14 protein-coding genes are annotated in these 13138 nt (G+C 69.1%); 8 read left to right on the forward strand and 6 right to left on the reverse strand.

What is annotated here, in order from left to right; all coding sequences use genetic code 11:
- Positions 1-23: 23 nt before the first annotated feature.
- Genes EAT49_RS19495 through cysG form a run of 4 tightly spaced genes read right to left on the reverse strand, consistent with a single transcriptional unit; the run spans position 24 to position 4195 of the window.
- Complete coding sequence (locus tag EAT49_RS19495; protein WP_123643988.1) at positions 24-767, reverse strand: phosphoadenylyl-sulfate reductase; 744 nt, start codon at positions 765-767, stop codon at positions 24-26.
- Positions 757-2427 carry a nitrite/sulfite reductase gene (locus EAT49_RS19500; protein WP_123643989.1) on the reverse strand — a complete coding sequence of 557 codons (1671 nt, stop codon included), beginning with the start codon at positions 2425-2427 and terminating at the stop codon, positions 757-759. Before EAT49_RS19500 ends, EAT49_RS19495 begins: the two co-directional genes overlap by 11 nt.
- A 59-nt stretch (positions 2428-2486) precedes the next feature.
- Entirely contained in the window at positions 2487-2798 is a 312-nt protein-coding gene (locus EAT49_RS19505; RefSeq protein ID WP_123643990.1) for a DUF2849 domain-containing protein, read from the reverse strand.
- On the reverse strand, positions 2795-4195 hold the full coding sequence (cysG, locus tag EAT49_RS19510; RefSeq protein ID WP_123643991.1) for a siroheme synthase CysG: 1401 nt from the start codon (positions 4193-4195) through the stop codon (positions 2795-2797). The genes EAT49_RS19505 and cysG overlap by 4 nt, the downstream gene beginning before the upstream one ends.
- 136 nt (positions 4196-4331) lie before the next feature.
- On the opposite strand from cysG, the gene EAT49_RS19515 reads away from it, so the two are divergent.
- Positions 4332-4793: an Lrp/AsnC family transcriptional regulator gene (locus EAT49_RS19515; protein ID WP_123643992.1), complete on the forward strand. Its 462-nt coding sequence runs from the start codon at positions 4332-4334 to the stop codon at positions 4791-4793.
- Between the two features lie 15 nt (positions 4794-4808).
- Here EAT49_RS19515 and EAT49_RS19520 read toward each other — a convergent pair whose 3' ends face one another.
- Both EAT49_RS19520 and EAT49_RS19525 read right to left on the reverse strand, forming a co-directional pair.
- Positions 4809-5966, reverse strand: coding sequence for a cytochrome P450 (locus tag EAT49_RS19520; protein ID WP_123643993.1), 1158 nt, complete (start codon positions 5964-5966; stop codon positions 4809-4811).
- Between the two features lie 176 nt (positions 5967-6142).
- Entirely contained in the window at positions 6143-7444 is a 1302-nt protein-coding gene (locus EAT49_RS19525) for an HlyC/CorC family transporter (protein ID WP_123644066.1), read from the reverse strand.
- Between the two features lie 131 nt (positions 7445-7575).
- Here EAT49_RS19525 and argC point away from each other — a divergent pair, with 131 nt between their 5' ends.
- From argC to EAT49_RS19560, 7 genes are all read left to right on the forward strand, one after another.
- The gene (gene argC, locus EAT49_RS19530; RefSeq protein WP_123643994.1) at positions 7576-8604 is read left to right on the forward strand and encodes an N-acetyl-gamma-glutamyl-phosphate reductase; all 1029 of its coding nucleotides are present in this window, start codon (positions 7576-7578) and stop codon (positions 8602-8604) included.
- A gap of 96 nt (positions 8605-8700) precedes the next feature.
- On the forward strand, positions 8701-9168 hold the full coding sequence (gene ccmE / locus EAT49_RS19535; RefSeq protein ID WP_123643995.1) for a cytochrome c maturation protein CcmE: 468 nt from the start codon (positions 8701-8703) through the stop codon (positions 9166-9168).
- A 48-nt stretch (positions 9169-9216) separates the two neighbouring features.
- Positions 9217-9825, forward strand: coding sequence for a holin-associated N-acetylmuramidase (locus EAT49_RS19540; RefSeq protein WP_123643996.1), 609 nt, complete (start codon positions 9217-9219; stop codon positions 9823-9825).
- Entirely contained in the window at positions 9816-10385 is a 570-nt protein-coding gene (locus EAT49_RS19545) for a holin family protein (protein ID WP_123643997.1), read from the forward strand. The genes EAT49_RS19540 and EAT49_RS19545 overlap by 10 nt, the downstream gene beginning before the upstream one ends.
- Complete coding sequence (locus tag EAT49_RS19550) at positions 10375-10590, forward strand: pseudouridine synthase (RefSeq protein ID WP_123643998.1); 216 nt, start codon at positions 10375-10377, stop codon at positions 10588-10590. Before EAT49_RS19545 ends, EAT49_RS19550 begins: the two co-directional genes overlap by 11 nt.
- 73 nt (positions 10591-10663) lie before the next feature.
- A complete protein-coding gene (locus tag EAT49_RS19555; protein ID WP_123643999.1) occupies positions 10664-12649 on the forward strand; it encodes a heme lyase CcmF/NrfE family subunit in 1986 nt (661 codons plus the stop codon).
- Positions 12646-13098, forward strand: a complete 453-nt coding sequence (locus EAT49_RS19560; RefSeq protein ID WP_123644000.1) for a cytochrome c-type biogenesis protein — start codon at positions 12646-12648, stop codon at positions 13096-13098. Before EAT49_RS19555 ends, EAT49_RS19560 begins: the two co-directional genes overlap by 4 nt.
- The last annotated feature ends 40 nt before the right edge of the window (positions 13099-13138 follow it).

The raw sequence follows: 13138 nt of genomic DNA on the forward strand, positions 1-13138 counted from the left end.
TACTCATCTTCGGGTGCACCCTGTCAGGCAGCGCGCGGCTTGCCGCCGCGCACCAGCTTGCCATCCACGAAATGGATGCCGCATTCGTCCTTCTGATGTCCGCGCCACCGTCCGGCGCGCGGGTCCTCGCCCTCCGCCACGGGGCTGGTGCAGGGGGCACAGCCGATCGAGAGATAGCCCTTCGCGACCAGAGGGTGGCGGGGCAGGCGGTTCTCCTCGATGTAGTCCTGCACATCCGAACTCGACCAATGGGCCAGCGGATTGACCTTGAGCCGCCCGGTCTCGGGCTCCGCCTCGAAGAATTCGAGCGCCGCGCGCTGGCCGCCCTGGTAGCGCTTGCGCCCGGTGATCCATCCGTCGAAGCCGTCGAGCGCCCGCGCCAGCGGCTCGGTCTTGCGGAGGGCGCAGCAGGCGTCGGGGTCGCGCCCGTGCAGAAGTCCGTCGGGATCGCGGGCCAGCGTCTCCGCGAGACGCCCGCGCACGATCCGCAGGTCACGCAGGTTCAGACGCACGGCGAGTTCGGACTGGTAGGTCAGGGTTTCGGGAAACAGCATCTCCGTGTCGATGAAGATCACCGGGGTCTGCGGGTCCACGACCGACACCAGATGCAGCAGCGCCACCGACTCTGAGCCGAAGGACGAGACCAGCGCGATCCGCCCGACCTCGGGGTCCTTCAGCGCACGCTCCAGCACCGCGGTGGCTCCGTGGTGCCGGTAGCGTGCGTTCAGGGACGCCGCGCGGGCGGAGAGATCGGTCTCAGGCCGCATCGGCGCGCGCGTCCCCATTCTCGTAGAGCGCCGCCTTGAAGGGCGCGGGTCCGATCCGGCGGTAGGTCTCGAGAAAGGTCTCGGCCGGCGCAGCGCGCTGCGCGAGATAGGCGCGGAGGATGCGCTCGATGGCGGGCACGATCTCGTCATAGGCGAAGCCCGGGCCGGTGCGCTCGCCGATGGCCGCGGTTTCGGTGTGGTCGCCGCCCAGGGTGATCTGGTAGGTTTCCACGCCCGCGCGGTCGAGGCCGAGAATGCCGATATGGCCGACATGGTGATGGCCGCAGGCGTTGATGCAGCCCGAGATCTTGATCTTGAGCGGACCCACCTCGTGCTCGATTTTCAGTTCCTCGATACGGGTCGCGATCTCCTGGGCCACGGGGATCGAGCGGGCCGTGGCGAGGCTGCAGTAGTCCATGCCGGGGCAGGCGATGATGTCGGAGACAAGGCCCACGTTGGCCGTGCCCAGACCCGCCGCGCGTAGAGCGGCATGAACCGCCGGCAGATCGGCGCGCGCCACATGGGGCAGGATGACGTTCTGCTCGTGGCTGATGCGCAGCTCATCATGGCCATGGGCCTCGGCAAGGTCGGCCATCACGCGCATCTGCTCGGCGGTGGCGTCGCCCGGGGTGGCGCCATGGGCCTTTAGAGAGATCGTCACGATGCCGTAATCCGGGTGCCGGTGCGCGGCGACATTGGTGTCGGCCCAGGCGCGGAACACCGGATCGGCCTCTCGCGCCGCCTCGAAGGGCGCGGGCGACACCGCGGGGAGCGGCGGGGGAGCGAAGGCCGCCTCGAGGTCGGCCAGCAGCGCCTGGTCGGCGCCGGCGAAGCCGGGGCGGATCTCGGAGAAACGCTCCTCCACCAGCCGCCGGATCTCGTCGATCCCGTGCTCGTGGACAGTGATCTTGATGCGGGCCTTGTACTTGTTGTCCCGCCGCCCGAGCAGGTTCCAGACCGAGACGATGGCCTCCACATAGGGCAGCAGGTCCTCGCGGGGCAGGAAGTCGCGCACGACCTTGCCGATCATCGGCGTCCGGCCGAGGCCGCCGCCGACGATCACCTCGAAGCCGGGCGCGCCGTCCTTCTCGACCATCCTCAGGCCGATGTCATGGGCCTTCGTCACCGCGCGGTCGTTGGGCGCGCCGGTGATCGCGATCTTGAACTTGCGCGGCAGGAACTGGAACTCCGGATGGTCCGTGGACCATTGCCTGAGCAGCTCCGCCACGGGGCGCGGATCGGCGATCTCGTCGGCGGCGGCCCCCGCGAAATGGTCCGCGGTCACGTTGCGGATCGTGTTCCCGCTGGTCTGGATCGCGTGCATCTGCACGTCCGCCAGCGCGTCGAGGATGTCGGGGACGTCCGCCAGTTTCGGCCAGTTGAACTGGATGTTCTGGCGCGTGGTGAAGTGGCCGTAGCCCTTGTCCCAGCGCTCGGCGATCATGGCGAGCTGGCGCATCTGGCGCGGGTTCAGCGTACCGTAGGGGATCGCCACGCGCAGCATGTAGGCATGAAGCTGCAGGTAGAGCCCGTTCATCAGGCGCAGCGGCTTGAACTCGTCCTCGGTCAGGGCGCCCGATAGGCGCCGGTCAACCTGGGCGCGGAACTGGGCCACGCGGGTCCGCACGAAGGCGTTGTCGAACTCGGAATAGCTGTACATCGCGTGCTCCTGTCGGGCCGCCACGATCTTTTAGAAGATCGTGGGCACGTCACGAATCTCTAGAAATTCGTGGCGCTGTCGGCCTGCTTGCCATGGGGATAGTTGGAGGGACCGCGGGTGCGGAACGCCTCGCGGAAATGGACGGGCTCGGGGCCGGAGCGCCCGGCACGGGCCTCGGCGAGATAGGCGCCCACGACCTGCCCCGGCTGGGACTGCGCGAAGAGCAGACGAAGCTGGGCATGGGCCTCGTCCTCGATCAGCTCGGCCTCGGACATGTGGCGGCTCCAGCGGTCGTCCTCGGTCAGCCAGACCGCGTCGCCCTCGACCAGCGCATTGCCGGTGACGACCTTTGGGGTGAAAGTCCTGCTCACAGCGCGGCCTCCTTGAGATCCGGCAGATCGGCCAGCGCCGTTTCCGCGGCGCGCGGCGCAAGCCCGTATAGGATGAGGGCAGGCCCGGTTACGGTGGCTGCGGTCAGCCCGGGCTCGAGTTCCGACAGGCGCAGCGCGATCACGCGCTGATCCGTCCGACCCGCGTTCTCGACCACCGTCACCGGGGTGTCGGGGTCGGCACCGTGCATCAGAAGCCGCCCCTGCACGAAACGCGCGGCGCGCTTGCCCATGTAGATCGCGGCGACCTCGCCCGGGGCGGCGAGCGTCTTCCAGTCGTGATCGGCGAAGCCCGCGACGTCGTGGCCGGTCAGGAACCGGACCGAGGAATTCCGGCCGCGTCGGGTCAGGCTCTGGCCGATGCCTGCCACGGCGGCAGAGGCGGCCGTGATCCCGGGCACTATGCTGAAGGCGATGCCATGCGCCTCGCAGGCGGCGATTTCCTCGTCGAGCCGGCCGAAGACCGTCGGATCGCCCGCCTTCAGCCGCACCACATGAGCGCCGGCGCGGGCGTGTTCGACGATCAGCGCGTCGATGTCGGCCTGCGCCACGGCGGGACCGAACCCCTCCTTGCCCGCTGCGATCAGCACCGCCTCGCGGCGCGCGAGTTCGAGGATGCCCGGCGTCACCAGCCGGTCGTGAATTACCACGTCCGCGGTATCGAGCGCGCGGCGGGCCTTCAGTGTCAGAAGCTCGGGATCGCCGGGTCCGGCGCCCACGAAGGCCACGCGGCCCGCGTCGGGGCGGCGCCCGGCATGGACCTCGAGCAGGCGGTCGAGCGCGGGCCGCACGGTCTCCTCTCCCTTCGCCAAGGCGCGCGGTCCCGCGTCGAAGTAGTAGTCGGCCCAGAAGTCGCGGCGCGCGCGGCCCATGGGAAGGCGGTCGGCGGCGGCGCGGAACGCTTTGCCGATCCGCGCCAGCACGCCGAGGCCCGCGGGCAACCGCTCCTCGAGGTCGCGCTTGATGGCACGGGCGAGCACCGGTGCCGCGCCCTCGGTGCCGATCGCCACGGTCACCGGATCGCGGTCGACGATGGCGGGGGTGATGAACTGGCTGCCCTTGAGGTTGTCGACGATGTTGACGAGCGCGCCGTCCGCGCGGGCCAGCCGCGCGGTCCGGGCATCAGCCTCGGGGTCATCCTCGGCGGCATAGGCCAGTGCGGCGCAGAGCGCGTCCCCGGGACCGAAGGTGCGACGCACGAGGCGCAGGCGCCCGGCCTCGGCCCAGGCTTCGATCTCGGCACAGGGGTCGGTGGCGAAGACGGTCAGATGCGCCTCGGTCTTCAGAAGAAGCCGCAGCTTCGCCACGGCGGTCTCGCCGCCGCCCGCGAGCACGACGCGCCGGCCGGCGAGGTCCAGAAAGATCGGGAAGTGCTGCATGGTAGCTGTCTCCGTCGCCTTCGTTCGATATAGAACGGATGTCCCGTTTCTGGCCATAGGGGCGCACAATTAAGGACGTGCGTCCTGCATCTCGCCATGTCAGAAACGGACATTCGCAAAAGAAGGAGGCTCTGCAATGTCCGTCCGGATCGATGCCATGGACCGGAAAATCCTTTCCGAACTGCAGATCGACGCGGGCCGGTCCCTCGACGAGATCGCCCGCGCGGTGGGCTCGTCGAAGACGCCGGTCTGGAACCGCATTCGCAAGCTGCGGGAGGCCGGGGTCATCGGGCCGCCCACGGTGGTGCCCGACGCTGAGGCGCTGGGATTCGATGCGACTTTCTTCGTCCTGATCCGCACCTCGGAGCACGAGGCGGAGTGGCAGGCGAAGTTCCTTGCCGCCCTCAAGGCGCGGCCCGAGGTGCAGGAGGCGCACCGGCTGGCGGGGGATATCGACTATATCCTGAAGGTCCGGGTGAAGAACGCGCGGGCCTATGACACCTTCTATCAGGCACTGATTTCCGAGGTGCGGGTCTACAACGTCACGGCCCTGCTCTCGATGGAGGAGATCAAGTCGACGCGGGCGCTGCCGTTGTGAGCCTTACGAGATCGCTCAGACCTTGATCAGGAGCCGCTCGAGGCCGCGGAAGTGGTAGACGTCCGCATAGCGGGGCGGCTCGGCGAGGACGAGGCGGGGGCAGCGGTCGAGGAGGGTTCGCAGGGCGATCTCGAGCTCCAGCCGGGCGAGGGGGGCGCCGACGCAGAAATGGATGCCGGCGCCGAAGCTGGTGATCTGCGGCGTGGTGCGGCCGGGACGGAAGGCGGCGGGCTCCGGGAAGGCTTCGGGGTCGCGGTTGGCGGCGGCGAGGAGGCAGGCCACGCGGTCGCCGCGGCGGAAGGCGTGGCCGAAGAGGGTGAGGTCCTCGTAGACCCAGCGGTCGAACATGTGGAGCGGTGGATCGAGGCGGAGGGCTTCCTCAATCACAGCGGCGTTCACGATGTAACGGCCCTCTTTAAGTAGCAAAGTCAAAGAGTTGCCTATGGAATGCACCGTCGCCTCATGGCCGGCATTCAGGAGCAGGATGACCGTGGTGACAAGCTCGTCGGTCGTCAGCTTCTCCCCCGCTTCCTCGGCGGCGATCAGATCGGTGAGAAGGTCGGGGCCGGGCCGGGCGCGGCGGGCGGCGATGGTTTCCTCGACGAAGGCGCGGAAGGCGAGGCTGGCGGCGACGGCGGCCTCCTCGATCGCGGGGGACCGGCGGGCCTGATACATGGCGACCATCGCGTTCGACCAGGCGAGAAGGTCCGGCGCCCGCTCTTCGGGTACGCCGAGAAGGCGGCAGATCATCACCACGGGGATGATCCGGGCATAGGCGTCCATCAGGTCGAAGGGTCCGGACGGGAATCGGTCGATGAGTGCCGCGCAGAGCGCCGCGATGTCGGGCTCGAGCGCCGCGATCCGGCGCGAGGTGAAGGCGCGCACCACGAGGCCGCGCAGCCGGGTGTGGCGCGGCGGCTCGAGCTCGAGCATGGAATGGGCCTCGATGTCGTAGAAGGGTTCGAGACCCGGCGGGATCGGGGGCGGGTCCACCGGTTCGCGGCCCATGCGGCGGTCCTTGAGGACTGCCATGACCGCGCGATGCGACAGGGCGCAGGGCTTTCCGTAGTCCTCCCAGAAGAAGAAATCCCCCGCCGCTCGGGCGCGGTCGTAGAACGGGTAGGGGTCCTGGACGAAGGCGGGGTCCGTAGGGGACTGGGAGAGACGCTGCATGGAGGATGTCTGCTGCGGCGACGGTCGGGTGGCAAGGGGGGACGGGAGGCCTTCGGGGGGATGAGATGCGGGCGGGGCCTGGGCCGGGCTGAAGCCCGGCCTACGGAGGTGGCGATGGGGTCGGCCTGCGGCGTGGAGGGTGCGGGAGATTGGCGGGGCGGGCGGGGACGCGCTGCCTAGAGGGGGCGGATCTTCAGGACGGCGAGGCGGTTCTCGTGCTTCTCGACCACCTCGAAGCGGAAGCCGTGGAAGGAGAAGACCTGGCCTTCGGCGGGGATCATCTGCGCCTCGTGGATGACGAGGCCGGCGATCGTGTTGGCCTCGTCGTCGGGCAGGGTCCAGTCGTTGGCCCGGTTCACGTCGCGGATCGTCGTGCCGCCGTCGATGAGATAGGCGCCGTCGTCGGTCGGGCGGATCGAGTCGGTCTCGCCGGTGTCGAACTCGTCGGTGATCTCGCCCACGATCTCCTCGAGAATGTCCTCGAGCGTGATCAGCCCCTGCAGGGTGCCGTATTCGTCCACCACCAGCGCGAAATGGGTGTGCCGCTTGAGGAACTCGCGCATCTGGTCGTCGAGCGTGGTGGTGTCGGGGACGAAGTAGGGCTCCATCGCCACGTCCATCACGTCGAACTGGCTCAGCTCCTCTGCCGTGACGTCGCCGTCTTCCGCGAGGCCGTGCATCGCGCGCAGGAGTTCCTTGGCGTGCAGGACGCCCACGATGTTCTCCGGGCGGTCGCGGTAGAGCGGCAGGCGGGTATGCTGGCTTTCGAGGACCTGACGCAGGATCTCGCGGGGGGGGAGGCCCGCGTCGATCATCTCGATGCCCGAGCGGTGGAGCATGATCTCCTCCACGAACCGCTCGCCCAGGTCGAGCGCGCCGAGGATGCGGTCGCGGTCCTCCTTCTCGACCACGCCTTCGGAATGGCCGATGGAGAGCGCACCGGCGATTTCCTCGTGCACCGACAGGATGTTGTCCTCGGCGGCCACGCGCACGCCGAAGATCCGCAGCGTCGCGCGGACCAGCATGCGCACCGCCGTGACGAAGGGCGAGAGCACCGTCATCAGGCGGGCGATGACGGGGGCCGCGATCCCGGCGGCCCTTTCGGGGGCGGAGATGGCGTAGGTCTTCGGCAGCACCTCGGCGAAGATCAGGATGAGCGCGGTCATCACCAGCGAGGCCACCGCCACGCCGTTGGCGCCGAAAAGCGTGGTCAGCGCCGCGGTCGCCAGCGAGGTCGCCACGATGTTGGCGAGGTTGTTGCCCATCAGGATCGCGCCGATGAAGCGCTCGTCATCCTCCTTGACCTCGAGCGCCCGGGCCGCGCCCTTGTCGCCGCGGTCGGCGGCGGCGCGCAGCTTGCCCCGGGAGGCCGCGGTCAGCGCGGTTTCCGAGCCGGAGAAGAAGGCGGAAAAGCAGAGCAGCACCAGCACAACGGCAGTGCTGATCCAGAAGGCGGCGTCGAGGCTTGCGGGCTCCATCATCTGTCCTTTCGCGGCTCGCCATCTCTATGGAGTGCGCCCGGGCGGCCTTCAAGACCGGGGCTCGCGCATTGCGAAGAGGGCGTCGGCCCGGTATCCGGTCGGCGTCACCATCGGGCGGGAGAGACATCATGGGCGAGCGCGTCGCGATCCTCGGGGCCTCGGGCTATACGGGCGGGGAGCTGGTGCGGCTGATCGCGGGCCATCCGTCGATGGAGATCGCGGCGCTGTCGGCCAATTCCAAGGCAGGGCTCGCCATGTCCACAGTCTTCCCGCACCTGCGCCATCTCGACCTGCCGCGACTGACCACGATCGAGGAGACCGACCTTTCGGGGGTCGACCTGGTGTTCTGCGCGCTTCCCCATGCCACGAGCCAGGCGGTGATCGCGGGCCTGCCGGAGGGGCTGAAGGTGGTGGACCTCTCCGCCGATTTCCGGCTGCGGGACCCGGAGGCCTATCGTCGCTGGTACGGCAAGGAGCACGCCGCGCCGGAGCTTCAGACGGAGGCGGTCTATGGCCTGACGGAGTTCTACCGCGACGAGATCCGCGCGGCCCGGCTGGTGGCGGGCACGGGCTGCAACGCGGCGACCGGGCAGTATGCGTTGCGCCCGCTGATTTCGGCGGGGGTGATCGACCTTGACCGCATCGTGATCGACCTGAAAGCGGCGGTCTCGGGCGCGGGGCGGTCGCTGAAGGAGAACCTCCTGCATGCGGAACTGTCGGAAGGGGCCCATGCCTATGCGGCGGGGGGGACGCACCGGCATCTTGGCGAGTTCGACCAGGAGTTTTCCGCCCTCGCGGGACGGGAGGTGCGGGTGCAGTTCACGCCGCATCTCATCCCGGCGAACCGGGGAATTCTCGCCACGGTCTATGTCGACGGCAATCCGGCGGAGGTCCATGCCGCGCTGGCGGCAGCCTATGCCGGGGAAGAGTTCGTGCTGGTCCTGCCAGAGGGGGAGCTGCCCTCGATCCGGCATGTCCGGGGGTCGAACTACTGCCATATCGGCGTGGTCGACGACCGCATCCCCGGACGGGCCGTGATCGTCGCCGTGCTGGACAACCTCGCCAAGGGGTCCTCCGGGCAGGCCTTGCAGAACGCCAACCTGATGCTGGGCCTCGACGAGGGCGCGGGGCTGCGCGGGGTTCCGGTCTTCCCCTGACGGGTTGCCGCAGGGCGCACGGATCGGTTGCATTTCGCGCGATTTCGGCCAGATGAACAGGGCGGGTGGATCTTGCCGGCTGACGGGAGGCACGGAATGAAGAGCCTGAAGAAGACGCGGCGGGTGCAGGTGATCGTGCTGGCTTTCGTGGCGCTGGCGATCTCCACCGCGCTGATCGGCTATGCGATGCGGGACGGGATCAACTTTTTCCGCTCGCCGAGCCAGGTCGCGGAGGACCCGCCCGAGCCCACGGAGATGTTCCGCCTCGGCGGACTGGTGGAGGCGGGATCCATCGTGCGGGGCGAGGGGGAGACGGTGCGCTTTCGCGTGACCGACGGCGGCGCCTCGATCCCGGTCAGCTATACCGGCATCCTGCCGGACCTCTTTGCCGAGAACGAGGGCATGGTCGGGCAGGGCCGCTATGTGGACGGCGAGTTCCAGGCGGTGGAGATCCTCGCCAAGCATGACGAGACCTACATGCCCGCGGAGGTGATGGACGCGCTGAAGGAACAGGGTGTCTACCGGGAGCCGGATGCAACGGGCGGCGCTCCAGTCACGAATTAAGGCCTGGGTCCGATCCTGCCCGCCGGTTCCCATCCGGAGGCAGGGTGCATGGACGTGCGAGACATCGCCGAAGAGATCGTGGCGCGCGAAGGCGGCTATGTGAACGATCCTGACGATCCCGGGGGCGCCACGAATCACGGGGTCACGGTCCACACCCTGCGGAGGCTGGGGCTCGACCTCGACGGCGACGGGCGGGTGACGGCCGAGGACGTGCGTCGGCTGTCGCGGGCTCAGGCGGTGGAGATCTTCCTCGAGCATTACTTCGAGAGGCCCCGGATCGGGGAGCTGCCGGTGCCGCTCCAGCCTTCGGTCTTCGACATGCAGGTGAACGCGGGCAGCAATGCCGTGCGCATCCTGCAGCGGCTTTTCGGGCAGATGAGGCTGCCCTGCGCGATCGACGGCGTGATCGGGCCGCAGACGATCCGCGTGGCGCGCGAGGCGATGGCGGCGGCGCCGGATCACCTTGTCGACGCCTACGGGATCGCGCGGCGGAACTATTACTACGATCTCGCCGACCGGCGCCCGGCGAGCCGCAAGTACGCGCGGCGCCGGGACGGCGGCAAGGGCGGCTGGATTGTCCGGGCGGAGGCGTTCATCGCCCCGCGCTATCACCTGACGGAGGCCGAGCATCGCGCGCGGGTCGCGGCATGGGGTTGATCGGGCGGGGGCTGGACCTGATCTTCGGCGACGGGCGCAACGTCATCGCCGAGACCGCGGGCATCTTCCGCGAGAATGCCGAGAAGGCGGGAGACCGGGAGGCCGCGATGAAGGCCGCCGCGATGCAGCAGTTCGCGGCGGAGTTCGCGGGCCAGCGCAAGGGGCTCTTCGACCGGATCATCGACGGCGCGAACCGGCTGCCGCGACCGATCCTCGCCTTCGGGACCATCGCGCTCTTCGTGGTGGCCATGGTCGATCCCCTGTGGTTCTCGAGCCGGATGCAGGGGCTCGCGCTGGTGCCCGAGCCGCTGTGGTGGCTGATGGGCGCCATTGTCAGCTTCTACTTCGGGGCACGTCATCAGGCGAAGGGGCAGGAGTTCCAGACCTCCGTCGCCGAGACCGTTGCGCGCGCCGCTACGGTCAGCCGCAATATCGAGGTTCTCGACGGGATGCGGACGCCAAAGCCCGCGCCGGCCGCGGCGCCCGCGGCGTCAGTCGCGGCCCCCGCGGGAGAGGCGAACGCGGCACTCGATGCATGGAGAGCGGGCAATGGCCGATGACTGGACGCGCCTCGTCGACCGGCGGCTGGCGGCGCTGGAGACCCGGGGCGCGGTGGATGACGTCCACCGCGCCGCCGTGGAGAAGCGCCTGAGCGCGATCGAGGACACGTTGAAGTGGCTGGTGCGCCTGATCCTCGGAACCCTTGTTCTCGGCGTCATGGCCTTCGCCCTCGGCGGCGGGCTTGACCTCGCGCCGGTCCGGTGAGGCGGTGCCTGCGACACCGCGCCCCGTAGGCTTGTGACTGTCCGGCGGCGGACGACTGCGTTATCTAGGGGACATGATCACAGAACTCGGCCATTTCGCGCTCGTCCTCGGTTTCGCCATCGCCATCGTGCAGATGGTGATTCCCCTCGTTGGAGCGCACAAGGGTTGGCGCGGGTGGATGGCCATGGCCGACCCCGCCGCGACGAGCCAGGTGATCCTCGTGGGCTTCTCGTTCCTCGCGCTGACCTATGCCTTCGTGGTGTCGGATTTCTCGCTGCGGCTCGTGTTCCTGAACTCCCATACCGACAAGCCGATGATCTACAAGATCACCGGCGTCTGGGGGAACCACGAGGGCTCGATGCTGCTCTGGCTGCTGATCCTCGTGCTGTTCGGGGCCTGCGCCACATGGTTCGGGCAGGGCCTGCGGCCCGAGTTCCGCGCGCGCGTGCTGGCGGTGCAGGCTGCGGTCTCGGTCGCCTTCTATGCCTTCATCCTGTTCACGTCGAACCCGTTCCTTCGACTGGCCGTGCCGCCGCTGAACGGGCAGGATCTGAACCCGCTGCTGCAGGATCCCGGCCTCGCCTTTCATCCGCCGTTTCTCTACCTCGGCTATGTCGGGCTCTCGATGTCCTTCTCCTTTGCCGTGGCCGCCCTGATGGAGGGGCGCGTCGATGCCGCCTGGGGGCGCTGGGTGCGGCCCTGGACGCTGGCGGCCTGGGTCTTCCTGACCATCGGCATCGGACTCGGGTCGTGGTGGGCCTATTACGAGCTCGGCTGGGGCGGCTTCTGGTTCTGGGACCCGGTGGAGAACGCGTCGTTCATGCCCTGGCTCTTTGCCGCGGCCCTGCTGCATTCCGCCATCGTGGTGGAAAAGCGCGAGGCGCTCAAAAGCTGGACGATCCTGCTTGCGATCATGGCCTTCGGCTTTTCGCTGCTGGGGACCTTCATCGTGCGGTCGGGGCTGCTGACGAGCGTCCATGCCTTCGCCAACGACCCCGAGCGGGGCGTCTGGATCCTGATCATCCTCGCCATCTTCATGGGCGGCGCGCTGACGCTTTTCGCTGCGCGGGCCAATGCCATGCGGGCCTCGGGGGTGTTCCAGTCCGTCAGCCGCGAATCCGCGCTGGTGCTGAACAACATCCTGCTCGCCGTGTCGTCCTTCGTCGTCTTCGTGGGCACGATCTGGCCGCTGGTGGCGGAGATGTTCCTCGACCGGACGCTGTCCGTGGGCCCGCCCTTCTTCGACGCGGCGTTCACGCCCTTCTTCGTGGCGATCTGCCTCGTGCTGCCGGTCGGCGCGATGCTGGCGTGGAAGCGCGGCAGCCTCGCCAAGGCGGCGCGGCCGCTCTGGCCCGCGGCGCTGCTGGCGGTGGCGCTGGCGGGGCTCGCCTATGCGTTGCAGACCAGCCGATCCTCGCTGGGGCCGATCGGCGTGCTGCTGGGCGTTTGGGTGGTCGCGGGATCGCTCGTCGATCTCTGGTCGCGGACCGGGCGCGGCGATCTGGCCGGCCGCATCCGGCGGCTTGGCCGTCTGCCGCGGGGCGACTGGGGCAAGATGGTCTCCCATGCCGGCCTCGGGATCACCGTGCTCGCGATCGCCGGGCACCTGGCCTGGCAGGAGGAGGACATCCGCGTCGCCCGCGAGGGGGAGAGCTATGCCGTCGGCGCCTACGAGGTCACCCTGGTGGGCGTGCGCGAGGTGCAGGGGCCGAACTACATCTCCACCATGGCCGACATCACCATGTCGCGGGACGGGCGGAGGGTGGCCACGCTCAACCCCGAGAAGCGCTATTACCCGGTGGCCGACATGCCGACCACCGAGGCGGGCATCCGCAACGGGTTCTGGCGCGATCTCTACGTCGTCATCGGCGATCCGCAGACCGGAGGCGGCTGGGCCGTGCGGACCCATATCAAGCCCTTCTCCAACTGGATCTGGGGCGGGTCGATCCTGATGGCCCTCGGCGGGCTGATCTCCCTGAGTGACCGCCGGCTGCGCGTGGGCGCGGGCGCCGGCAGGACCGCGCGCCGCGAACCGTCGGACGGAGTGCCCGCGGAATGAGGTGGCTGGCCCTGACCCTGGCGCTGCTGCTTGCCGGTCCAGCGCTTGCCGTCCAGCCCGACGAGGTGCTCGACGACCCGGTGCTGGAGGAGCGGGCGCGGGACATCTCCGCCGGGCTGCGCTGCCCGGTATGCCGGAACGAGAGCATCGACGACAGTTCCGCCCCGGTGAGCCGCGATCTGCGTCTCCTTGTGCGGGAGCGGCTGGTGGCGGGCGACAGCGACCGCGAGGTGGTGGCCTATATCGTCGACCGCTACGGCGAGTACGTCCTGCTGGAGCCGACGAAGGACGGGGCGAACCTGATCCTGTGGCTTGCGGCGCCGGCCCTGCTGATCGCGGCGCTGGGCATCGGCTATGGCGCGATCCGGTCGCGCGCCTCGGCCGACGCGCCGGACGGCCTGACGGACGACGAGGAAGCGCGGCTGAGCGAGCTTATGGGCAAGCGGTGACGTCCTGTTGCCCCCGGCGCGAAACGGCGTAGGGTCCGCC

The organism is Histidinibacterium lentulum (assembly GCF_003789055.1).
In the GTDB taxonomy this organism is placed as follows: domain Bacteria; phylum Pseudomonadota; class Alphaproteobacteria; order Rhodobacterales; family Rhodobacteraceae; genus Oceanicola; species Oceanicola lentulus.

Bases quoted from the DNA above. Each gene is read 5' to 3' on its own strand.
- EAT49_RS19545 (WP_123643997.1), top strand. From the start codon at position 9,816: ATGGGGTTGATCGGGCGGGGGCTGGACCTGATCTTCGGCGACGGGCGC.
- EAT49_RS19520 (WP_123643993.1), bottom strand. From the start codon at position 5,966: ATGCAGCGTCTCTCCCAGTCCCCTACGGACCCCGCCTTCGTCCAGGAC.
- ccmE (WP_123643995.1), top strand. From the start codon at position 8,701: ATGAAGAGCCTGAAGAAGACGCGGCGGGTGCAGGTGATCGTGCTGGCT.
- argC (WP_123643994.1), top strand. From the start codon at position 7,576: ATGGGCGAGCGCGTCGCGATCCTCGGGGCCTCGGGCTATACGGGCGGG.
- EAT49_RS19555 (WP_123643999.1), top strand. From the start codon at position 10,664: ATGATCACAGAACTCGGCCATTTCGCGCTCGTCCTCGGTTTCGCCATC.
- EAT49_RS19525 (WP_123644066.1), bottom strand. From the start codon at position 7,444: ATGGAGCCCGCAAGCCTCGACGCCGCCTTCTGGATCAGCACTGCCGTT.
- EAT49_RS19560 (WP_123644000.1), top strand. From the start codon at position 12,646: ATGAGGTGGCTGGCCCTGACCCTGGCGCTGCTGCTTGCCGGTCCAGCG.
- EAT49_RS19500 (WP_123643989.1), bottom strand. From the start codon at position 2,427: ATGTACAGCTATTCCGAGTTCGACAACGCCTTCGTGCGGACCCGCGTG.
- EAT49_RS19495 (WP_123643988.1), bottom strand. From the start codon at position 767: ATGCGGCCTGAGACCGATCTCTCCGCCCGCGCGGCGTCCCTGAACGCA.
- EAT49_RS19550 (WP_123643998.1), top strand. From the start codon at position 10,375: ATGGCCGATGACTGGACGCGCCTCGTCGACCGGCGGCTGGCGGCGCTG.
- cysG (WP_123643991.1), bottom strand. From the start codon at position 4,195: ATGCAGCACTTCCCGATCTTTCTGGACCTCGCCGGCCGGCGCGTCGTG.
- EAT49_RS19540 (WP_123643996.1), top strand. From the start codon at position 9,217: ATGGACGTGCGAGACATCGCCGAAGAGATCGTGGCGCGCGAAGGCGGC.
- EAT49_RS19515 (WP_123643992.1), top strand. From the start codon at position 4,332: ATGTCCGTCCGGATCGATGCCATGGACCGGAAAATCCTTTCCGAACTG.